Origin of the sequence: Micromonospora sp. WMMD967 (assembly GCF_029626165.1) — a bacterium.
Classification (GTDB): Bacteria; Actinomycetota; Actinomycetes; order Mycobacteriales; family Micromonosporaceae; genus Micromonospora; species Micromonospora taraxaci.
Genome location: NZ_JARUBK010000001.1, coordinates 4786758 through 4806984, shown reverse-complemented (window position 1 = coordinate 4806984; position 20227 = coordinate 4786758). Strand labels below are relative to the sequence as shown.

Below are 20227 nucleotides of genomic sequence, written 5' to 3'. Positions count from 1 at the left end.
ATCGACAGTGCAATGTCCGGTGAAGGGACTACCTGGCGTCGTCTCGGTCACCTGTGGCCGAGGGGCGCTAGCTTCCTCCGGTGAGCTACGACATGGTCGTCCAGCGGTTCGAGCAGGGCGAGGCGGCGCCGATGGCGGGCGGGGCGTTCCGGGCCGTCGTCGAGCCTCACGTGGACCGTAGGGAACCTCAGGACAACTACTGGCAGATCAGCGCCGAGGACGGCGGCACGGCCGACGTCTACGCCGCACTCGCCGGCGGCACGCTCAGCGGTTTCATGGTCAGCCGATTTTCCGCCGGCGCCATTCTCGACATGCTCGTCAGGTACATCGGGCTGGCTGATGCCGTCGTGCTTCCACCTGGCTGCCCCACTCTGCTCGCGCACGAAGGGCAGCGGCAGCATCTTCCCGAGGACCTTCGCGCCGACGCGGTGGTCGTCCTGAGGACCTCACGTCGCTGGTGCTCCGTACGGACTTCACCAACGACACCGCCTGGGCATCCGTGAAGGCGGCATTACACACCTGGAAGGGCGCCGACTCCACCACCTTCGCCAGCGACCCGACGTACGCGGGCGTGAGCCTTCAAGAGCTGGTCGACGCGGACAACGCGGCGAGCAGCGACGACAAGCTCACGTACCTCTTCGTTGCTGACGCGACAGCGATGGCCGACGTCGAGCGTGGGCTGCTCGCACTCGACCTGGCGGACCAGCCCGGCCGCACCTTCCGGGTGCCACCCCGCTGGTACGCGGATGTCTCGACGAACCTCACCATCGCGAACATGGACTTCTCCGAGTTCGCCGATGCCGTTGACGAGTCTGGCACGTACCGGGGCTTCACCGGAGACTGACGTCCTGGTCTGGGACCTCTTCGCAGGCTCCGAGGTGACGGCCGAGGCCGCCGACGTCCAACCCGAAGCCACCCGGCTAGATCGAGCTGTCCTCCACCTTGCCGAGCATCACGTCGATGTCGCCGGTCCGGATCATTTCCTTTAGGGCCGCCAGCATTGCCTCGACGCCGGGTCTCGGAATGATGACCAGGTCGGAGCACCAGAAGTAGTGACCGCCGCCCGCCTCCCCGGTCTCAGCCCACCGTCGTAGGAGGCGGCCGATCTCAACCGTCGTCATGAAGGTGGCGTAGCGATGGGTGCCGTCGGCGAGGTAGACGTGTGCATCGATGTTGTCCGCCGTCGCAGGGTCGGTCCCCTCGCCGGACATGAAGCTGACACGGGCGCCCTCGACCACGCGGTCCCATTCCACCGTCTGACTCACGGCAACCATCATCGCAGCCTCGGACGCTCGGCGTGGGGATCGGATTGGTCACCCGGTGAGCGGTCGTACCCGCTGGTTGTGGCCTCGGCCGTTGTGACCTGGCTGCCTGAGGACTTCGTCCACCCCGTCTACGTGCCCGTGCCCGGTACCGCGCTTCACCTGCGGCCGATCCGGGAGGCGGACACGGCGATCACCTCGTCAGCACCCACCTCCTGCACACTTCGGGTACGCGACGGAAAATTGCCCGCTGGTCTAATCTCGCGTTATGACGCGTGCACGCCGCCAGAGGCTGCTGGCGCTCGTGGGCTGGACGCTCTGGCTCGCAGCGGGCGTCGGGCTGTTGCTCCGCTGGAACGGCCTGGGAGTTTGGCTGCTCACGGGCGCAGCTCTGCTCGCTCATCACTTGTCGCGTGGTTCTCGCGGTCCTGAGGTGGGACCGGCCCAGGAGGAGCCACATTCGACGGAGAAGACACTCGGCTGATGGCGTCAGTGATCCAGGCCGTGGGCCTCGTCGGTGTTGCCGGGGTCTTGGTCACCGTGGTGGTCCTCGCGCTGATCTCCTTCTGGAAATCACGGCATCGCCACGCAGACGATGACGCCGGGGACTTCCTGCTCAGCCCTCCACTGCATGGGGGCAGCGGTGGTGACACAGGTGATGGCAGCTACTAGACGTTGAGCCAGGGCGGCGTCGGAGCGCAGCCGGTCAGGCAGCCCGGAGCCCGGGCCGCCCCGAGGTCGGGGTGCTCAGCGCCTGGTCTCGTACCTGGTCAACACCACGCCGCCGGGGAACGTCCGAGTCTCCATCAGGGTCAGGTTCACCCAGCTGTCCACTGTCGCGAAGAACGGCATGCCCCCACCCACCAGGACCGGATGGGTGACGACCGCGTACTCGTCGATCAGCCCGGCCCGCATTGCCGCCGCGGCGAGGGTGGCGCTGGCGATATCCAGCGGGCCGCCGTCCTCGGCCTTGAGCCTGCTGATCTCGGCAACCGCGTCGCCGGTGACCACGCGGGCATTCCAGTCGACCGCGCTGGTCGTCGAGGAGAACACCACCTTCGGCATCTCCCGCCAGCGACGGGCGTACTCGACCTCCGCCGGTGTGGCACCCGGCCGCTGGTCGGCGGTCGGCCAGTGGGAGCTCATCGCCTCCCACAGTTTGCGCCCGTACAGTGCCGTGCCCGTGGCGCCCACCCGGTCGGACCACCACTGGAACAGCTCGTCGCTCGGCACACCCCAGCCCAGGTCGCCGTCCGGCGTGTTGACGTAGCCGTCCAGGCTCAGGTTCATACCGAAGGTCAGTCTCCGCATGGTGATCAGCCTTCCGTATGCGGCTACTCGCCGTACAGATCACCACGCCGTGAGCTGTTGACAGGCCCGGAGGCGGTACGACCACGATTCAGCGGCTCGGCGTTGGGCCCGCCAGGCAGATGTGGCGCGATCTAGCCAAGACGCACGAGACGAGCTGCGATGGATCGAGGTCGAGTGTTCGAACCCGGACCTGCAGCGCACTCGCCTCGAAGGTAGGAACCGCGATCACCGCGCACCGTACGAGCCGAGCCGGGCCGACGTTCATCGACGCCGGAGCGAGTACGAACTGTGGACGGAGGAACGGTTACTCCTCGACACCACACGCGAACTGACGACCAACGCTGCCCTCGCCCTGCGTCACGTTCAACCCGGAGTTGATCCCCGCCCGGCCGGCGACCGACTGTGAAGCGCTGGTCGAAGACCTTCAATCGACGCCGACCGCTAAGCCCCGAGACTCTTGGCCATGACGTGCTCCCGACGTACGCCGTCGGGCATGAGGTCGCCGAGTTCACCCGTGTCACGGAAGCCGTTCCGCTGGTAGAGCGCCCAGGCGTTCTGGTTGCCCTCCACCACGGCCAGGCGCAGCGTCTCCGCGCCCACGAGCCGAGCCCACTGCTCGACCGCCTGCAAAAGGCGGTCGCCCACACCCCGGCCACGTCCCAGCGGCGCCACGTACATCGAAATCAGCTCGACGACGGCGTCCTGATCGGTCGGCACCCCGCTGGCCATCCCGACCGGCTGCCCGTCGAGCATCGCCATGATGTTGTACGCGCCAGGTATGGCTAGCCGACCACGCCAGCGTTCCTCACGGTCGCCCTCACCCTGCCAGTCCGCCAGCTGAGAACCGAACGCGTACGCCGCCTCCGCCAGCGCAGCAAGCCGCAGCTCCCGCCACATCTTCCAATCGCCCTCGCTCAGCACACGCGTCTCGATCATGCGGGGAAGGGTGCCGCAGGTGCCGCGAGCAGACAACCCGGTATCCGGTGACGCGGTGTGACGACCAGACCCTGTTGACCGACGACCTGTCACCCATCAACTGAATCAGATGGGTAACGCATCAACTGAAGCCCGACAGTATCACTTGAGCGGCAGATGGTCTTGGGCCGATTGATGGGTTCGGATACGATCTGAACATGGGCCTGCCAGTGCTCGGGCGCAATCGAAGAACATCCCGGTCAACTGACAACGCGAGCACGATTAAAGAAGAATCTGTACAGTTCTTACTGGCTGATTTTGTCGCAGCTCGCGAGCTGCGTGTGTTCCTCTTCTCGGCAGTAGAGAAAAGAGTTCAATTCGTCGTCACACTGCAGGCTGCAGAAATGGCCTTCGTCGGCGTACTACTGTCTCAACGAAGAAGCATCGAGATTGTCATCAGTGTGGCGCTGGGCCTCGGCGTGCCGACTCTATTTCTGACATATCTGGCTTACCGACGAGCCCTCGACATGATGATCCAAGCCCGGAAATACATCAGGGCAATGAATGCCATACGCGGCTTCTTTGTAGCCAATGATCCACTCATCGCCGAGGCAGTACTCCTTCCAGCCAGCCCGCGACTACCGAGGTTTGATCGGCTAGGGCACGGCGGCTCCCCGGTTCAGACCCTGGCGACGACGGTGCTGGTTCTTGTGCTGCTACTCTCCGGACTGCTCGTCTATGCCGTTACATGGCTGATCTCAGGCGTCGGGGTCGGCATCGTCGGCACGCGCGTTTTCGCCATCGCGGCCGTTCCGACTGCGGTCGTCATTGTTGCGGTCGCTCTGGTCGAGCGTCGACGAATGAGAAGACTCCTACAGCAAGCAGAGGCCGAAAATCCTTAGGGCCACAGCGCGCCGCTATTCGACTGGCACCACGCTCCCAAAGGCGGCAAGACGCTAGAGGTTCCCCTCCCCGCCTCAGTAGCTCGCGATCCGAGCCACGAACATCCCCCGACGACCGGCACAACGGAATGCACGTCCTTCGGCACACCTACGCCTCTGATCTCCGGGACGCAGGGGAGAGCATCAGGGCGCTCTCGACCTACCTCGGCCACGCCGACCCGGGATGTACCTTGCGGACCTACACGCGTCTCCTACCGACCAGCGAGGACCGAACGCGCCGGGCCATTGATGCGGCCTTCGGTGAGGACCAGGCCGCTAAGGACGGCCCGGAAGCCGTTGCCGGCCTGGAGACGGCATGATCAAGGTTCAACGGTCTTCCGGACGGCTTCACGCGCAGGTCAGAGCACCCGCACGCGTCACTTGGCGTTGAAGTAGCTGGCCTCCGGGTGGTGGACCACGATCGCGTCGGTGGCCTGCTCCGGCATGAGCTGGAACTCCTCAGACAGCTCGACACCGATCCGGTCCGCGCCGAGCAGGTCCACGATCTTCGCCCGGTCCTCCAGGTCGGGGCAGGCCGGGTAGCCGAACGCGTACCGGCAGCCCCGGTAGTCGTTGCGCAACAGACCGGCCAGGTCGGTCGGGTCGTCGTGGCCCAGCGGACGGCCGTCGGGCAGGGTCATCTCGGCGCGGACGCGCCGGTGCCAGTACTCGGCGAGGGCCTCGGTCAGCTGCACCGACAGCCCGTGCACCTCCAGGTAGTCGCGGTACTCGTTGCGGGCGAACAGCTTCGCCGCGTACTCGCTGACGGGTTGCCCGACGGTGACCAGTTGCAACGCGACCACATCGAGCTGGTCGCCCTTGGGCTTGAAGAAGTCCGCCAGGCAGAGCCGCCGCTCCTGCCGCTGCCGGGGGAAGGAGAACCGGGCGCGCTCCGCGTGCCCGTTCTCGTCGAGCACCACCAGGTCGTTGCCTTCGGAGTACGCGGGGAAGTAGCCGTACACCACGGCTGCCTCGAGCACCTGATCGGCGATCAGCCGGTCCAGCCAGTACCGCAGACGCGGCCGACCCTCGGTCTCGACCAGCTCGTCGTAGGAGGGTCCCTTGCCGCCCCGGGCCCCGTTGAGCCCCCACTGCCCGCGGAACGTGGCCCGCTCGTCGAGCAACGCCGCATAATCCGCCATCGGCACGCCCTTGACCACCCGGGTGCCGAAGAACGGCGGCGTGGGCACCTCCACGTCCACTGCCACGTTGGAGCGGACCGAGGAGTCGTGCAGCTCGGGCAGCGACTCGGTGACCATGGTGCGCTGCCGTTCCCGGCGGGCGCGCCGCGCCGCAAGGGCGGCCTCCCGCTCCGGGTCGATCACCGGAGCGCCGCCGCGCTTGGCGGTCATCACCTTGTCCATCAGGGACAGGCCCTCGAACGCGTCCCGGGCGTAGTGCACCTGGCCGGGGAACATCGACCGCAGGTCGTCCTCGACGTACGCGCGGGTCAGCGCCGCCCCTCCGAGCAGGACGGGCCAACGCTCCGCGACCCCGCGCGTGGCCATCTCGGCCAGATTCTCCTTCATGATGACGGTGCTCTTGACCAGCAGCCCGGACATGCCGATCGCGTCGGCGCGGTGCTTCTCAGCCGCGTCGAGGATGGCGTTGATCGGCTGCTTGATGCCGATGTTCACCACCTCGTAGCCGTTGTTCGACAGGATGATGTCGACCAGGTTCTTGCCGATGTCGTGCACGTCACCGCGCACTGTGGCGAGCACGATACGGCCCTTGCCGCCGTCCTCGGTGGTCTCCATGTGCGGCTCCAGATAGGCCACCGCGGTCTTCATCACCTCGGCGGACTGGAGCACGAACGGCAACTGCATCTGGCCGGAGCCGAACAGTTCGCCGACCACCTTCATGCCGTCCAGCAGGATGTCGTTGATGATCGACAGTGGCGACCGGCCGCCGGCCATGGCGTCGTCCAGGTCGGCCTCCAGGCCGTTGCGCTCACCGTCGATGATCCGCCGCTTGAGCCGCTCGTCCAGCGGCAGCGCTGCCAGCTCCTGCGCCCGACTGGCCCGGGCGCTGGTCACGTCCACACCCTCGAAGAGTTCGAGGAAGCGCTGCAACGGGTCGTACCCCTCGCGGCGCCGGTCGTAGACCATGTCCAGGGCGACCTCGCGCTGCTCGTCGGGAATCTTCGACATCGGCAGGATCTTGCTGGCGTGCACGATCGCCGACGTCAGCCCGGCCTGCACGCACTCGTGCAGGAACACCGAGTTGAGCACCTGCCGGGCGGCCGGGTTGAGCCCGAACGAGATGTTCGAGATGCCCAGGGTGAAGTTGACGCCCGGGTAGCGCCGGGCGATCTCCCGGATCGCCTCGATCGTCTCGATGCCGTCGCGGCGGGTCTCCTCCTGCCCGGTGGCGATCGGGAAGGTCAGCGTGTCGATGAGGATGTCGGACAGCTCCATCCCCCACCTGCCGGTCAGGTCGTCGATGGTGCGCGAGGCGATGCGGACCTTGTCCGCCGCGGTGCGCGCCTGCCCCTCCTCGTCGATGCACATCACCACCACGGCGGCACCGTGCTCCCGGATCACCGGCATCACCCGCCCGTAGCGGGACTCCGGGCCGTCCCCATCCTCGAAGTTGACCGAGTTGACCACACACCGACCGCCGAGCATCTCCAGCCCGGCCTCGATGACCGCCGGCTCGGTGGAGTCCAACATGATCGGCAGGGTGGACGCGGTGGCGAACCGGCCGGCCAGCTCCCGCATGTCCTGCGTGCCGTCGCGGCCCACGTAGTCGACGCACAGGTCGAGCAGGTGCGAGCCGTCCCGGGCCTGACTGCGGGCGATCTCCACACAGGCACGCCAGTCACCGGCGAGCATCGCCTCCCGGAACGCCTTGGAACCGTTGGCGTTGGTCCGCTCCCCCACCATCAACACCGACGCGTCCTGGGCGAACGGCACCGGGTGGTACACCGAGGAGACACCCGCCTCGTGCCGGGCCTCACGGGCCGGGGCGACGCGGCCGTGCAGCCGCTCGGACAACACCCGGATGTGCTCCGGCGTGGTGCCGCAGCAACCCCCGATCAGCCCCACGCCGTAGTCGGTGATGAACCGCTCCAAGGCCTCGGCCAGCTCCACGGGAGTCAGCGGGAAGTACGCGCCGTCGGCGGTCAGCACCGGCAGGCCGGCGTTCGGCATCACCGACAGGGGGGCGCGGGAGTGCTGCGACAGATACCGCAGGTGCTCGCTCATCTCCGCCGGGCCGGTGGAGCAGTTGAGGCCGATCAGGTCCACCCCGAGCGGCTCGATCGCCGCCAGGGCGGCACCGATCTCGCTGCCCACCAGCATGGTCCCGGTGGTCTCCATGGCCACGTGACAGATGATCGGCACCGACTGGCCCAGCTCGGCCATCGCCCGCTTCGAGCCGACCACCGCTGCCTTGACCTGGAGCAGGTCCTGGCTCGTCTCGATGATCAGGGCGTCCACGCCGCCCTCGATCAGACCGGCGGCGTTCTCCTGGTAGGCGTCGCGCAGGGTCGAGTAGGGGGCATGCCCGAGGGTGGGCAGCTTGGTGCCCGGCCCGATCGAGCCGAGCACGAACCGGGGTCGCTGCGGGGTGCTGGCCGCGTCGGCGGCCTCCCGGGCGATCCGCGCGCCCGCCTCGGACAGCTCCCGGATGCGCTGCGGGATGTCGTACTCGGCGAGGTTGGCGAGATTGGCGCCGAAGGTGTTGGTCTCCACGCAGTCCGCGCCGGCGGCCAGGTAGGCGTCGTGCACGCCGCGCACCACGTCCGGCCGGGTGACGTTGAGGATCTCGTTGCACCCCTCGAGACCGAGGAAGTCGTCGAGCGTGAGGTCCGCGGCGTGCAACATCGTGCCCATCGCCCCATCGGCGATGAGAATCCGGTCGGCCAGCACATCCATCAACGAAGTCCGCACCCGTTCAGGTTAGTGCGGTCCCCGTCGCACTCAACGCCCCTCGGCGCGCGATCCCATATTGTGTCAGCGGGATCACCATGTCTGGTTCGTTCGTGTATGACCGGTCGCCGGTCCGGTGGACCGGCGCGGCCGACAAGCCGCATCCCTGCCCGGCACGTAGGCTGGCGGACGTGAAGGACAACAGGGACGCCACTGTGCCACACGGTACGACGACCGGGCGCGATCCCGGCGCCGACCGCGACGAGCAGGGTGAGGTGACGGCGTGACCGAGTTCGACGGACTGCCGGTGCTGCGGTCCCCGGTGGCGATCGCCGCCTTCGAGGGCTGGAACGACGCGGCCGACGCGTCCACCGCCGCGGTCGAGCACCTGGAACAGGTCTGGAACGCCCGACAGATCACCGAGCTGGACCCGGAGGACTTCTACGACTTCCAGGTCAGCCGGCCCACGATCACGATGGCCGACGGAGAGACCCGCCGGGTGGAGTGGCCGACGACCCGGTTCATGGTGGCCAGCCCGGAGGGCACCGACCGTGACGTGGTGCTGATCCGCGGCATCGAGCCGAGCATGCGCTGGCGGACGTTCTGCGAGCAGGTGCTGGAGATCTGCCACAGCCTCGAGGTGGAACGGGTCGTGCTGCTCGGCGCGCTGCTCGCCGACGTTCCGTACACTCGGCCGCTGCCGATCAGCGGCAGCGCCTCCGACGCGCAGGCCGCCGAGCGTTACCAGCTCACCCCCACCCGCTACGACGGGCCGACCGGCATCGTGGGCGTGCTGCACGACGCCTGCGCCCGCGCCGAGGTGGACGCCGTCTCGTTCTGGGTGCACGTGCCGCACTACGCCAACAACCCGCCCTGCCCGAAGGCCACCCTCGCCCTGCTGCACCGGGTGGAGGAGGTCGTCGACCTGCCGGTGCCGATGGCCGACCTGGCCGAGGAGTCCGCCGAGTGGGAACAGCGCGTACGCAGCGCCGCCGAGCAGGACGCCGAGCTGGGCGAATACGTTCGCGAGCTGGAGGAACGGGTCGGCGACGAGGGCATCACCCCGTTGACCGGTGACGAGATCGCCCAGGAGTTCGAGAAGTACCTGCGTCGACGGGGCGGTTCGGCCGGCCCCACCGCCGGTTCCTGGTAGCACGTCTCCCGCTGCGGGCCTTCGGACCTTTTGTGGTCCGGGGGCCCGTTTTGGCGTGTCCGGGGTAGCGCCGTCACACCCTCTACGGCATCCTAGGAACCTAGACGTGATCAAGGAGGCGGGTGTGCAGATCAATCCCGGGGCCGCTGAGTTCCCGCACCGACAGATCGCCGCGCAGCTCAAGGCCCAGGTCCGCCGGGGCGACTGGGGGCCGGGCGAGCGCCTGCCGTCCATCCCAGCCATCGCCGAGATGTTCGGCGTCGCCAAGCAGACCGTGCAACGCGCCGTCGACCAACTGCGGGTCGAGGGCATCCTGATCACCAAACCCGGCTCCGGTACGTACGTCCGGGGCACCCGCCGCCGGCTCAACCGGCTCTCCCGAGGGCGGTACGGCGGCTTCCGCGGCTACCACACCGACCTGGCCGCCCGGTACCGCCAGCAGTTGGTCTCCGTCGGCCTCTCCCCCGCGCCCGCCGAGGTCGCCGACGCGTTCGGCGTCTCCGACGGCACCAACCTGCTCTGCCGCCGGCACCTCGTCCGCACCGACGACTCCCCCGTCGAGGTGGGGGCCTCCTGGTTCCTGCCCCGCGACACCACGGGCACGTCGTTGGAGCGCGCCGAGGCGTTCGGCCGACCCCTCTACCAGGAGGCCGAGGAGGTCACCGGCCGGCGGTACGTCTCGGCCACCGACACGATCAGCGCCCGCCAGCCCAGCCGGGAGGAGGCCGAGACCCTCCAGATCCGGCCGGACACCCCGGTGCTGCACCTCCTGCACATCGCGTACGACGCGCACCGCAAACCGATCGAGGTCGCCCAGGCCACCTGGCCCGGCCCGATGACCACCCTCACCGAGGAGTACCAGATCCCCGGCCCCACCCCCGACCCGGAACCCGACCCCGGCCTGGTCCTGGGCTAACCACCACCCACACCCGGCGCTCGCCCCACCCCGGCGCCCCGCACCCATTGCGTCGATCATGAGGTTGACGGGTCCGATGGACATCGAACCGCCCGTCAACCTCATGATCGACGCAGGATCTCGCGATGATCGACTCGGGTTTCTGGAAGTCGGGGGGTCGCATCGTGCTGGACAGCGCGACTTCCTGAAACCCGAGTCGATCAACCCAGGCGACCGCCGGGCTGGGCATGGCGAGACGCGGTGACCCGTGGCCTCTGTCGATCATGGAGTTGTGGTGCTGCACATAAGGGGCACAGCACCTTTTGTCGCCCACCACAACTCCATGATCGACGCGCGCGGGGCGGGGCGACGCGGGGCGGGGCGACGCGGGGCGAGGCGACGCGGGGCGAGGCGACGCGGGGCGAGGCGACGCGGGGCGAGGCGACGCGGGGCGAGGCGACGCGGGGCGAGGCGACGCGGGGCGAGGCGACGCGGGGCGAGGCGACGCGGGGCGAGGCGACGCGGGGCGAGGCGACGCGGGGCGAGGCGACGCGGGGCGAGGGCTAGAGGCGGATGCCGAGGAGGGCGTCCACTGTGTTCGCGAAGAGGGCGGGGGCTTCGGCGTCATCCGTGGCGCCCGCCAGGGTCGCCTCGACCCAGCGGTCGGCGACCGCGAGGGCGCCGGGGGTGTCGAGGTCGTCGGCCAGGCGTGCGCGTACCCCGGCGAGAAGCTCGGCACCGGACGGCCCGGCGGGCGCGGCGGCGGCCTGCCGCCAGCGGGCCAGGCGCTCCTGTGCGGCGGTGAGCAGCTCGTTGGTCCAGGTGCGGTCGCTGCGGTAGTGCCCGGAGATCAACGCCAGCCGGATCGCCATCGGGTCGACCTTGTCGGCGCGCAGCCGGGACACGAAGACCAGGTTGCCGCGGGACTTGGACATCTTCTCGCCGTCCAGGCCGATCATCCCGGCGTGCACGTAGTGCTCGGCGAACGGCGCCTGACCGGTGAGTCGCTCGGCGTGCGCGGCGGAGGCCTCGTGGTGCGGGAAGAGCAGGTCGTTGCCGCCGCCCTGCACGTCGATCCGGTCGCCGAGGAGGTTCAGCGCGATCACCGCGCACTCGATGTGCCAACCCGGACGGCCGGGGCCCAGGTCTCCGCCCGGCCAGGACGGCTCACCCTCGCGGGCCCCGCGCCACAGCAGCGGGTCCAGGGGGTCGCGCTTGCCGGCCCGGTCGGGGTCGCCGCCCCGGTCCGGGAAGATCTCGAGCATCTGCTCACGGGTCAGGTTCGACTCGTAGCCGAACCGGCCGGTGGCGGAGATGTCGAAGTAGACGTCGCCGGTGCCGTCGTCGAGTCGGTACGCGGCACCGTCCTTGACCAGCACCTCGACCTTGTCGGCGATGTCCGGGATCGACTCGACGGCGCCCACGTAGTGCGCCGGCGGGATGATCCGCAGCGCCTCCATGTCCTCCCGGAACAGCGCGGTCTCCCGCATCGCCAGGACCACCCAGTCCTCGCCGTCGCGGGCGGCCCGCTCCAGCAGCGGATCGTCGATGTCGGTGACGTTCTGCACGTAGCGCACCGGACGGCCGGCGTCACGCCACATCCGCTGCACCAGGTCGAACGTGATCATGGTGGCGGCGTGGCCGAGGTGGGTCGCGTCGTACGGGGTGATGCCGCAGACGTACATGCTCGCCGCGTCGGCCGGGTCACTCGGGTGGACGCCCTGTCGCGCCGAGTCGTACAACGCCAACGGCTCGCCCGTGCCCGGCAGCCGTGGCACCTCGTGTCCCGCCCAAGACTCCATGGGATCAGCCTAACCAGCCGGGCGACGACGCCGGAGCACCCCACGGGTGATCAAGATGACAGCGGCTCACATGGGTGGCCAGGGCATCGCCGGCCAGTCCTCCGGTGGCTGCGGGAAACGGCCGGTCTCGCGCAACCGGTCGATCCGGGAGGCCAGCTCGGCCACCTCGCTGATCGTCAGGTGGTCGGCCAACTCCTCGCCGAGCGCCCCGGTGACCTGCCCGGCGAGCCCGTCGAGCATCTCCACGGCGTCCGGGGGAAGCTGCCGACCGGCCCAACCCCAGAGGACCGTCCGCAGCTTGTCCTCCACGTGGAAGCTCACCCCGTGGTCCACGCCGTAGATCCGGTCGTCAGCCCCGACGAGAACGTGGCCGCCCTTGCGGTCGGCGTTGTTGATCACTGCGTCCAGCACGGCGAGTCGGGCCAGCCGTGGGTCCTCGGCGTGCGCCAACACGTACGCCGCGCCGTCGTCGTCCCGGGCTGCGGCGATCGGGAACCAGCGGGGCGGCACCTCGTCGGCAGGCAGGAACCCGACCAGCTCCTCGGCGTCCTCCGGCTCGTCGATCCACAGTTGGCAGGAGCCGGGGCCGAACGGGCCGTCGCGCAGCACCGTGGGCGGCACCAGGCCCCAACCGGTCGCCTCGGAGACCAGGTACGCGGAGACCTCCCGGCCGGCCAGGGTGCCGTCGGGGAAGTCCCAGAGCGGTCGTTCGCCACGGACCGGCTTGTAGACGCAGCGGGCGGTGACCCCGTCCAGGGTCAGGATGCCGCGCAGCGTCGTGTTCGACGCGTCGACCAGCCGACCTTCCAGGTCGAGCACGCCGTCGCGCAGCAACCGAAGCGCGGCGTCACCGTCCTGGCGAGGCTGGAGGCCGGACGAGGTCACCGGTGGTAACCGTTGTGCCGCGGGCAGAGGTGCCCGGCGGGGTCCAACGGTTGGCCGCAGAGCGGACACGGCGGCCGGCCCGCGTTGACCACTCGCCGGGCCCGCTCGATGAACTGGCGGGTCGCCTGCGGGGTGAGCCGGACCCGGAGCCGATCCAGGTCCTCGTCCGGCTCTTCGTCCTCGTCGTCGTCCTCGTCCTCGTCGTCCTCGTCGCCCAGCTCGACCTCGGGCTCCACCTCGCCGGCGGCGATCGCCTCGATCACCACTGTCGCGGTGTCCACGTCGAAGGCCAGGCCGAGGGTGCCGACCCGGAACTCCTCGTCGACCGGAGTGTCCAGCGGCTCGTTGTCACCGATCACCGGCGCCAGCTCGGGCAGGTCCACCCCGAAGCGACGCTGCGCCTCGGTGAGCAGCTCCTCCAGCTTCTCGGCGAGCAGTGAGACCTGGACCTTCTCCAGCGCGACGCTGACCAGCCGGCCGCCGCCGCGGGCCTGCAGGTAGAAGGCGCGCTCCCCCGGCGGGCCGACTGTCCCGGCGACGAACCGCTCCGGCGGTTCGAAGGCGTGCACCTGGTGGGTCATACCCACGACCCTATCCGGCCCGCCAGGGCACCGCGCACCCCACCGACCCGAATCGCCACAGCGGCGGCGCGCCCGGCGTACCAGCGGCTGCGCCCGGGCGTGGCGGCCTGCGCGCCGGTCCGGTGTGGTGCGGCCCGGCGGCCGCCGATCGGCGTCGTCACCGGGCCGCGCCGGCCCCGCCGCCGACCGCGGCGTCCGAATCAGCCGCCCGGGACGCCCGCCGACGCCGCTTGCGAGGCGGCGGCACCAGGCCGGAGAGGTCGCCGCCGGTGTCGTTGAGCCGGACCAGGAACGGCCGCAGCGGCGTGAACCGGATCGCCGTCACCGACGCCGGGTCGGCCACGACCCGCTGGAAGAGATCCAGGTGTACGCCGAGCGCGTCCGCCACGATGGCCTTGATCACATCACCGTGGCTGCACGCCAGCCACACCGCCTCGGGACCGTGCTCGGCGCTCACCCGGGCGTCCCACGAGCGAACCGCCGCCACCGCCCGGGCGGACATCGCCGCCATCGCCTCGCCGTCGGGGAACACCGCGGCGCTCGGGCGCTGCTGCACCACCGGCCAGAGCGGTTCCTTGGCGAGCTTCTTCAGCGGCTGCCCCTCCCAGCTGCCGTAGTCACACTCGATCAGCCCGTCCTCGACGACCGGCGTGGCCTGCGGCAGCGCCAGCTCCAGGGTCTGCCGGCACCGGATCAGCGGGCTCGTCACGACGGCGGCCAGGGGCACCGCCCGCAACCGCTCGCCCACCGCGACGGCCTGGGCGCGCCCGGTGTCGTCCAGCTCGACCGGTTGTCGGCCGGCCAGACCGCCGTCGGCGTTCGCCGTGGTCCGGCCGTGTCGCAGAAGCAGAAGGGTCGCCACACCGACCACCCTAGGGCCTCCCCCGCCGCTCCCACCTCCACGGGCCACGGCCGCCGTCCGGGCTGATCGACACCAGTTCGCCGATCTGGTGGTGTCCCGCGGCTCGGACACCCCCGCATCGGCGACGTGGAGTCGATCAAGAGAATTCCCGCTCCCCCGGGCGATGTGGCGTCGCGGAAAGCACGACGGCCCCCGGGCCGCCTCGAGGGCGGGCCGGGGGCCGTCGACGGGTGGATCAGGTGGCGCTGATCGTGCCGGTCAGCAGCAGGGCCAGGACCAGGGTGCCCAGCGCGACCCGGTACAGCACGAAGACGTACAGGGTGTGGTGGGCGACATAGCGCAACAGCCAGGCGATGGCCGCGTACCCGATGCCGAAGGCGATGACCGTGGCCACGATCATCTGGGCCACCGACGGCGTGGACGTGCCCGGGGCGGACGGTTCGAAGACGTCCCCGAGACTGAACACGCCGGACATCACCACCGCCGGGATGGCCAGCAGGAACGAGTACCGTGCCGCCGCCTCCCGGGTCAGGTTGAGCAGCAGGCCGGCGGTGAGCGTGCCGCCCGAGCGGGACACCCCGGGGACCAGCGCCATCGCCTGGGCGAAGCCCATCACGATGCCGTCCTTCATCCGGAAGTTCTCCAGGGTGCGGGTCTGCCGACCCCAGTACTCGGCGAACGCCAGCACGAACGCGAACACGATCAGCGTGGTCGCCACCACCCACAGGTTGCGCCCGGCCGTCTTGATCTGGTCCTTGAACAGGAAACCGAACAACCCGATCGGGATGGACCCGACGATCACGTACCAGCCCATCCGGTAGTCGAGGCTGGACCGCACGGACCTGTCCCGGATGCCGACCAACCAGGTCCGGGTGATCCGCCAGATGTCCTTGGCGAAGTAGATCAACACGGCCGCTTCGGTGCCGAGCTGGGTGACCGCTGTGAACGACGCGCCGGCGTCGCGGTCGAAGAAGATCGCCGAGGTGATCCGCAGATGCCCCGACGAGCTGACCGGAAGGAACTCGGTCAGTCCCTGGACGATGCCCAGGACGATGGCCTCGACCCAGGTCACTCGCCAACTCCCGAAAGATCAAGTGCCTCGGCGACGGTACGCAGGGTCTGCACACCGCTCTCCCGGTCGGCCACGAACAGGGTCACCGACAGCGTGGTGACGCCGGCGGCGGCGTACTCCCGCATCCGCTCGGCGACGCGCTCCTTCGGCCCGAGCAGCGACGTCCGGTCGATGAACTCCATCGGCACGGCGGCGGCGGCGTCGCGCTGCCGCTTGGCCAGGTACAGGTCCTGCACCTCGCGGGCGGCGTCGCCGTACCCCATCCGGGTGGCGAGCTGGTTGTAGAAGTTCTGCTGGCGGCTGCCCATGCCACCCACGTACAGCGCCGCGTACCAGCGCACCAGTTCCGCGCAGGACGCCACGTCGTCACCGATCACCACGGGCACCGACGGCACCACGTCGAACCCGGCCAGCTCCTTGCCGACCTTGGCCCGCCCGGCGCGCACCGAGGCGAGCTGCTCCTCGGCGAACTCCGGGGCGTAGAAGACGGCCAGCCAGCCGTCGGCGATCTCGCCGGCCAGCTCCAGGTTCTTCGGACCGACCGCGGCCAGGTAGATCGGTATGTGTTCACGGGGTGGGTGGAAGCCCAGCCGCAGGGCCTTACCGGGGCCGTCCGGCAGCGGCAGCGTGTAGTGCTCGCCGTCGTACGCCACCTCCTTGCGGGCCACGGCCAGCTTCACGATGTCGACGAACTCGCGGGTCCGGGCGAGGGGCTTGGCGAAACGCACACCGTGCCAGCCCTCGGAGACCTGCGGGCCGGAGACGCCCAGGCCGAGGCGGAACCGACCACCGGAGAGCGCGTCGATGGTGGCGGCGGTCATCGCGGTGGCCGCCGGCGTACGGGCCGGGATCTGCATCACCGCGGCGCCGACGTCGATCCGTTCGGTCTGGCCGGCCATCCAGGCCAGCATGCTGGGCGAGTCGGAGCCGTAGGCCTCCGCCGCCCACACCACCGAATAGCCCAGCCGATCCGCCTCCTGCGCCAGAGCCAGGTGGTCGGCCGGTGTGCTCCACGCCGTCTGATATCCAAGACTGAGCCCGAGTCGCACTGGTCCTCCCCCATCCGTGGCACAGGTCGCACCAGGTTACGCAATGCCGATAACGGAGTCGATCACCGGCTCGACCCCTTTGGTCCCCCCTCCATCGGGACAGCACCGGGCGGCGGAACCGGCAGAACCGGCAGAGATACGGGAGCGAGGATATCCGTGGCGGCAGGTTCGAAATAAGGTTCACCCATGCAACAGCGACCGCTCGGCCGAAGCGGGCTGGCGGTTTCCCGGCTCGCGCTCGGCACCATGACCTGGGGCCGGGACACCGACGCCGACGATGCGGCCGCCCAGCTGAAGAGTTACCTGGACGCGGGCGGCAACCTGATCGACACCGCCGACGTGTACGGCGACGGCGACGCCGAGTCGGTGATCGGCTCGCTGCTGGGCTCCCTCGTGCCCCGCGAGGAACTGCTGATCGCCACCAAGGCCGGGTTGCGGCCGGGCAGCGGCCGACGCCGGGACGGCTCCCGGGGGCACCTGCTGCGGACGTTGGACGCGTCGCTGCGCCGGCTCGGCACCGACCACGTCGACCTGTTCCAGGTGCACGGGTACGACCCGGACACCCCCCTCGAAGAGACCCTGGCCGCGCTGGACCACGCGGTGGCCAGCGGCAAGGTCCGCTACGTCGGTGTGTCGAACTTCTCCGGTTGGCAGACCGCGCGGGCCGCCGCCTGGCAGACCGCCTGGCCGGGCCGGGCGCCGGTGGTCGCCGCCCAGGTGGAGTACTCGCTGCTCGAACGGGGCGTGGAGCGGGAGGTGCTGCCCGCGTGCGACGCGCTCGGCCTCGGCGTGCTGCCGTGGTCCCCACTGGGCCGGGGGGTGCTCACCGGCAAGTACCGGCACGGCCGTCCGGCGGACTCCCGGGCCGCGTCGCCGCACTTCGAGCGGTTCGTCGCGACGTACCTGGAACCGCGCTGCTCCAGCATCGTGGAGGCGGTGGCGACAGCGGCCGGCGGGCTGGGTGTGTCGCCGCTGGAGGTGGCGTTGGCCTGGATCCGGGACCGGCCGGGCGTGACCGCGCCGATCCTGGGCGCCCGGACGGTGGGGCAACTGCTCGGCGCTCTGCAAGTGGAACGCATCACACTGCCGGAGGAGATCACCACCGCGCTGGACGACGTGTCGGCGGTGCCGGTGGGATACCCCGAGCGCGACGGCTGACCGACCGGCCGGGTCGAGGCCGACCCGTCGGCCGCGTCAGGTCTGGACCCCCTCGGCCGGGCTACGGCGACGGACGCCGGCCGCGTCAGGGCGACGGACGCCGGCCGGGAAGGTCGCCGAGCGCGGTGAAGAAGCGCGACTGGTCGTCGCGGAGAGCGGGCTGGGTGAGCCGGAGCCATGAGCCGTCGTCGAAGGCGATGGTCGATGTGAGCTGCACGAGACCGGTCGCACTGCGCTCGGAGTCGAACCGTGCCACCCGGCTGAGCGGCACACTCCAGAGCACCCGTGCTCGGCGCCGGTCCGGTCGGTCGGCGTCCGGGCGGGAGCCCAATCTGAGCAGGTGCAGGTGGGTGTCGGTCACCGCGAACGGGGTGCCGGTGTAGCGATCCAGGAAGAGCAGGAGGCTGCCGGCGAGGGTGGCGAGGTCGCCGCTGAAGACGTACCGACGTCGGTAGGCGATCTCGGCGAGCTGGTCGGCCAGGGGCCGGTACAGGCTGAGCCGGAACAGCGCCCGGAACGCCTCCTGTTCCTCGGTGAGCGGGATCGGCTCCCGCTGGACCGGCTGGTGCGGCAGGTCCGGCTCCGGCGCGACCGCCTCCGGCAGGCCGGCGGCGACGGCACCCGCCTTGCCCGGCAGCAGCAGCACGCCCGCCGCCATCCGCACCGGGGTGAGCACCGCATCGACCCAGACGACCGGGTTGACGATGTTGAGCAGACCGAACAGCACCTTCGGGTCGAGGGAGTCGACGAACTTGTCGGCCATCACGTCGGCGAGCTGCCGGCCGGCCTTGTGCGTGTCCGGGCAGCGGACCGGGGCGAGGCCGACGTAGCGCAGCTCCTGGCCGGGCAGGAGCGGCGCCACCAGGGCACGTTCGGGTTCGTCGCTGGTGCGGAACTCCTCGCGCAGCTCGCGGGCCTTGTCCCGGGCCGCCCGCGCGCCGCCGAGCACCGCGTCGGTGAACCGACCCAGCCGACCTCGCTGCTCTGCCGTCACGCCGTACCTCCTCGACCGGGGCTAACGGCCCGCGGGTTGACCCGCGGGCGGCTGCCCGAAGACATTCTGGTCGATCCAGTCGGCGCCGCCCTGCACCGCCTGATCGATCTGGTCACCGACCTGCTCGGCGCCGGGGATGGACAGTCCGCTGGTGAACGCGACGGTCCCCCAGGTGACGCCGTGGACGACCGAGTTCGGCACGTTCCACGGAAGGTTGGTCGCCCAGTCCCGCGCGATCACCCGAGCCCCGTCGGCGACGCCGTGCGTCCGCAGCGCGGAGGCCCGGTCGAGGACACCCATGTCGAACGGCGAACCGGACTTGCCCAGCTTGTAGGTGCCCTTGGTGGGGTCGAAGATCTTGTGGAACCACTTGTCGGCCTTGCCCGCGGCGTGGCGCTTCTCGACGTACTTCCGGCCGGTGAGCAGCTTGTCCTGCATGGTGACCAGCTTGTCGAGGTGCGCCTGGAGCTTCCGCAGGGACAGCATGACCCGTTGGAGCAGGCGGATGACCTTCTGCAGGTGGGCCGCCAACGGTCGCAGGACCTTCAGCGCCCGGGTGACCACGATCAGGGCCCTGGTCACCGTCACGCCCACGCCGGCGACCCAGGACGCCCCCATGGTCACCGGCGCCATCAGGAGCGCCGTCACCAGCGTCACGAGCATCCAGTTCACGAACTCGACGCAGAGGTCCACGAGTACGTCGTGGACGGTCTGCAGGCCGTCGGCGACGCTGCGCAGGTACTCCGCTGTCGCGGCGAACTGCTCGGCCACGTCGAGCATCTGCTGTTCGACCTCGGCCAGCCGCTTGCCGTACGCCACGCCGGAGGGAGAGACCCACCCTGCCTGCGCGGACTCCCGGGTGCCGCGGTGGCCCTGGGCCAGGTCACGTACCTGCGTGGCCAACGCGTCCCACTCGGCGGCCTTGGCGCGCAGGACAGCGGGCTCACCGTCGACCAGCTCGACGATCTGGATCAGCGGCCAGGCCAACGTCCGGCAGACGCTGTCGACGGCGTCCTCCACTCCGGAGAGCGCATTGTCGAGGCCGTTCCACAGTTCGACGGCGCTGCCGGCCGGCCCGCTCATCCGGGCAGCCCCGACTGGATGGCCTTGAACCCGGCGTCGAGGTCCCGTTCGGTGCGCTCGTACGCCTCGACCGTGTCGCCCAACGCCGCGCCGACCCGGCCGAACGCGGCGTGCGCGGCGCCGAACAACTCGCGGCCGCCGGCGACCTGCTCGGCGTATTTGGCGCGCAGTAGGTCGCTGGCGAACGGCAGGTGGCCGAAGGCGTCCGACGGCACGTCACCGGCCGAGACGATCTGCGCCTCCAGCGCGGCGAGCGAACTGGCGACGTGTTTCGCGGCTGTCTCCAGTCGACGGACCGCCTGCACGTCGACATCGATGTCCGGTGGCATGCCGTTCCTCCCCCATGAGTCGAGCGAACCGACGATACGATCTCCCGGCCACCGGGCACCACC

The 20227-nt window shown here is 70.0% G+C and carries 21 protein-coding genes; 8 read left to right on the top strand and 13 right to left on the bottom strand.

The window, feature by feature from the left end; genetic code table 11:
- Window positions 1–80: 80 nt before the first annotated feature.
- Both O7631_RS21665 and O7631_RS21660 read left to right on the top strand, forming a co-directional pair.
- Window positions 81–503: a hypothetical protein gene (locus O7631_RS21665; protein ID WP_278145908.1), complete on the top strand. Its 423-nt coding sequence runs from the start codon at window positions 81–83 to the stop codon at window positions 501–503.
- Window positions 500–844 (top strand): hypothetical protein, encoded by a 345-nt coding sequence (locus O7631_RS21660; protein ID WP_278145907.1) that lies wholly within the window; start codon window positions 500–502, stop codon window positions 842–844. Before O7631_RS21665 ends, O7631_RS21660 begins: the two co-directional genes overlap by 4 nt.
- A 76-nt stretch (window positions 845–920) precedes the next feature.
- Here the strand turns inward: O7631_RS21660 and O7631_RS21655 are convergent, their stop codons facing one another.
- The gene (locus tag O7631_RS21655) at window positions 921–1265 is read right to left on the bottom strand and encodes a hypothetical protein (RefSeq protein ID WP_278145906.1); all 345 of its coding nucleotides are present in this window, start codon (window positions 1263–1265) and stop codon (window positions 921–923) included.
- Between the two features lie 480 nt (window positions 1266–1745).
- Between O7631_RS21655 and O7631_RS21650 the strand changes: the two genes are divergently transcribed.
- Window positions 1746–1934, top strand: a complete 189-nt coding sequence (locus O7631_RS21650) for a hypothetical protein (protein WP_278145905.1) — start codon at window positions 1746–1748, stop codon at window positions 1932–1934.
- 75 nt (window positions 1935–2009) lie between these two features.
- On the opposite strand, the gene O7631_RS21645 is transcribed toward O7631_RS21650, so the two are convergent.
- Together O7631_RS21645 and O7631_RS21640 are read right to left on the bottom strand one after the other, a co-directional pair.
- Window positions 2010–2573, bottom strand: coding sequence for a dihydrofolate reductase family protein (locus tag O7631_RS21645; protein ID WP_278145904.1), 564 nt, complete (start codon window positions 2571–2573; stop codon window positions 2010–2012).
- A 441-nt stretch (window positions 2574–3014) separates the two neighbouring features.
- Window positions 3015–3509, bottom strand: coding sequence for a GNAT family N-acetyltransferase (locus O7631_RS21640; RefSeq protein WP_278145903.1), 495 nt, complete (start codon window positions 3507–3509; stop codon window positions 3015–3017).
- Between the two features lie 197 nt (window positions 3510–3706).
- On the opposite strand from O7631_RS21640, the gene O7631_RS21635 reads away from it, so the two are divergent.
- Both O7631_RS21635 and O7631_RS21630 read left to right on the top strand, forming a co-directional pair.
- Complete coding sequence (locus O7631_RS21635; protein ID WP_278145902.1) at window positions 3707–4390, top strand: hypothetical protein; 684 nt, start codon at window positions 3707–3709, stop codon at window positions 4388–4390.
- Between the two features lie 128 nt (window positions 4391–4518).
- Window positions 4519–4749 (top strand): tyrosine-type recombinase/integrase, encoded by a 231-nt coding sequence (locus O7631_RS21630; protein WP_278145901.1) that lies wholly within the window; start codon window positions 4519–4521, stop codon window positions 4747–4749.
- A gap of 57 nt (window positions 4750–4806) precedes the next feature.
- On the opposite strand, the gene metH is transcribed toward O7631_RS21630, so the two are convergent.
- Window positions 4807–8322: a methionine synthase gene (metH, locus tag O7631_RS21625; RefSeq protein ID WP_278145900.1), complete on the bottom strand. Its 3516-nt coding sequence runs from the start codon at window positions 8320–8322 to the stop codon at window positions 4807–4809.
- 262 nt (window positions 8323–8584) lie between these two features.
- On the opposite strand from metH, the gene O7631_RS21620 reads away from it, so the two are divergent.
- Entirely contained in the window at window positions 8585–9454 is an 870-nt protein-coding gene (locus O7631_RS21620) for a PAC2 family protein (protein ID WP_269678735.1), read from the top strand.
- A 124-nt stretch (window positions 9455–9578) separates the two neighbouring features.
- A complete protein-coding gene (locus O7631_RS21615) occupies window positions 9579–10370 on the top strand; it encodes a GntR family transcriptional regulator (protein WP_278147987.1) in 792 nt (263 codons plus the stop codon).
- Window positions 10371–10912: 542 nt separating this feature from the next.
- On the opposite strand, the gene mshC is transcribed toward O7631_RS21615, so the two are convergent.
- From mshC to O7631_RS21585, 6 genes are all read right to left on the bottom strand, one after another.
- Window positions 10913–12151: a cysteine--1-D-myo-inosityl 2-amino-2-deoxy-alpha-D-glucopyranoside ligase gene (gene mshC / locus O7631_RS21610; RefSeq protein ID WP_278145899.1), complete on the bottom strand. Its 1239-nt coding sequence runs from the start codon at window positions 12149–12151 to the stop codon at window positions 10913–10915.
- 66 nt (window positions 12152–12217) lie between these two features.
- Window positions 12218–13036, bottom strand: coding sequence for an SCO1664 family protein (locus O7631_RS21605; protein ID WP_278145898.1), 819 nt, complete (start codon window positions 13034–13036; stop codon window positions 12218–12220).
- The gene (locus O7631_RS21600) at window positions 13033–13617 is read right to left on the bottom strand and encodes a DUF3090 domain-containing protein (RefSeq protein WP_278145897.1); all 585 of its coding nucleotides are present in this window, start codon (window positions 13615–13617) and stop codon (window positions 13033–13035) included. Before O7631_RS21600 ends, O7631_RS21605 begins: the two co-directional genes overlap by 4 nt.
- Before the next feature lie 157 nt (window positions 13618–13774).
- Window positions 13775–14488 carry an MSMEG_4193 family putative phosphomutase gene (locus O7631_RS21595; RefSeq protein ID WP_278145896.1) on the bottom strand — a complete coding sequence of 238 codons (714 nt, stop codon included), beginning with the start codon at window positions 14486–14488 and terminating at the stop codon, window positions 13775–13777.
- Between the two features lie 226 nt (window positions 14489–14714).
- The gene (locus tag O7631_RS21590) at window positions 14715–15551 is read right to left on the bottom strand and encodes an undecaprenyl-diphosphate phosphatase (protein ID WP_278145895.1); all 837 of its coding nucleotides are present in this window, start codon (window positions 15549–15551) and stop codon (window positions 14715–14717) included.
- Entirely contained in the window at window positions 15548–16600 is a 1053-nt protein-coding gene (locus tag O7631_RS21585; protein WP_145782115.1) for an LLM class F420-dependent oxidoreductase, read from the bottom strand. The genes O7631_RS21590 and O7631_RS21585 overlap by 4 nt, the downstream gene beginning before the upstream one ends.
- 186 nt (window positions 16601–16786) lie before the next feature.
- Here O7631_RS21585 and O7631_RS21580 point away from each other — a divergent pair, with 186 nt between their 5' ends.
- Window positions 16787–17758: an aldo/keto reductase gene (locus tag O7631_RS21580; protein WP_088989714.1), complete on the top strand. Its 972-nt coding sequence runs from the start codon at window positions 16787–16789 to the stop codon at window positions 17756–17758.
- Window positions 17759–17843: 85 nt separating this feature from the next.
- Here O7631_RS21580 and O7631_RS21575 read toward each other — a convergent pair whose 3' ends face one another.
- From O7631_RS21575 to O7631_RS21565, 3 genes are read right to left on the bottom strand one after another with little or no spacing between them, the layout of a single operon-like run.
- Window positions 17844–18752 (bottom strand): hypothetical protein, encoded by a 909-nt coding sequence (locus O7631_RS21575; RefSeq protein ID WP_278145894.1) that lies wholly within the window; start codon window positions 18750–18752, stop codon window positions 17844–17846.
- A 21-nt stretch (window positions 18753–18773) separates the two neighbouring features.
- Window positions 18774–19835, bottom strand: coding sequence for a WXG100 family type VII secretion target (locus tag O7631_RS21570; RefSeq protein ID WP_278145893.1), 1062 nt, complete (start codon window positions 19833–19835; stop codon window positions 18774–18776).
- Window positions 19832–20164, bottom strand: coding sequence for a hypothetical protein (locus O7631_RS21565; RefSeq protein WP_278145892.1), 333 nt, complete (start codon window positions 20162–20164; stop codon window positions 19832–19834). The genes O7631_RS21570 and O7631_RS21565 overlap by 4 nt, the downstream gene beginning before the upstream one ends.
- Between the last annotated feature and the right edge of the window lie 63 nt (window positions 20165–20227).

Coding starts and splice junctions, on each gene's coding strand:
- O7631_RS21640 (WP_278145903.1), bottom strand. CDS start 3,509: ATGATCGAGACGCGTGTGCTGAGCGAGGGCGATTGGAAGATGTGGCGG.
- O7631_RS21650 (WP_278145905.1), top strand. CDS start 1,746: ATGGCGTCAGTGATCCAGGCCGTGGGCCTCGTCGGTGTTGCCGGGGTC.
- O7631_RS21570 (WP_278145893.1), bottom strand. CDS start 19,835: ATGAGCGGGCCGGCCGGCAGCGCCGTCGAACTGTGGAACGGCCTCGAC.
- O7631_RS21580 (WP_088989714.1), top strand. CDS start 16,787: ATGCAACAGCGACCGCTCGGCCGAAGCGGGCTGGCGGTTTCCCGGCTC.
- O7631_RS21600 (WP_278145897.1), bottom strand. CDS start 13,617: ATGACCCACCAGGTGCACGCCTTCGAACCGCCGGAGCGGTTCGTCGCC.
- O7631_RS21645 (WP_278145904.1), bottom strand. CDS start 2,573: ATGCGGAGACTGACCTTCGGTATGAACCTGAGCCTGGACGGCTACGTC.
- O7631_RS21565 (WP_278145892.1), bottom strand. CDS start 20,164: ATGCCACCGGACATCGATGTCGACGTGCAGGCGGTCCGTCGACTGGAG.
- mshC (WP_278145899.1), bottom strand. CDS start 12,151: ATGGAGTCTTGGGCGGGACACGAGGTGCCACGGCTGCCGGGCACGGGC.
- O7631_RS21630 (WP_278145901.1), top strand. CDS start 4,519: ATGCACGTCCTTCGGCACACCTACGCCTCTGATCTCCGGGACGCAGGG.
- O7631_RS21635 (WP_278145902.1), top strand. CDS start 3,707: ATGGGCCTGCCAGTGCTCGGGCGCAATCGAAGAACATCCCGGTCAACT.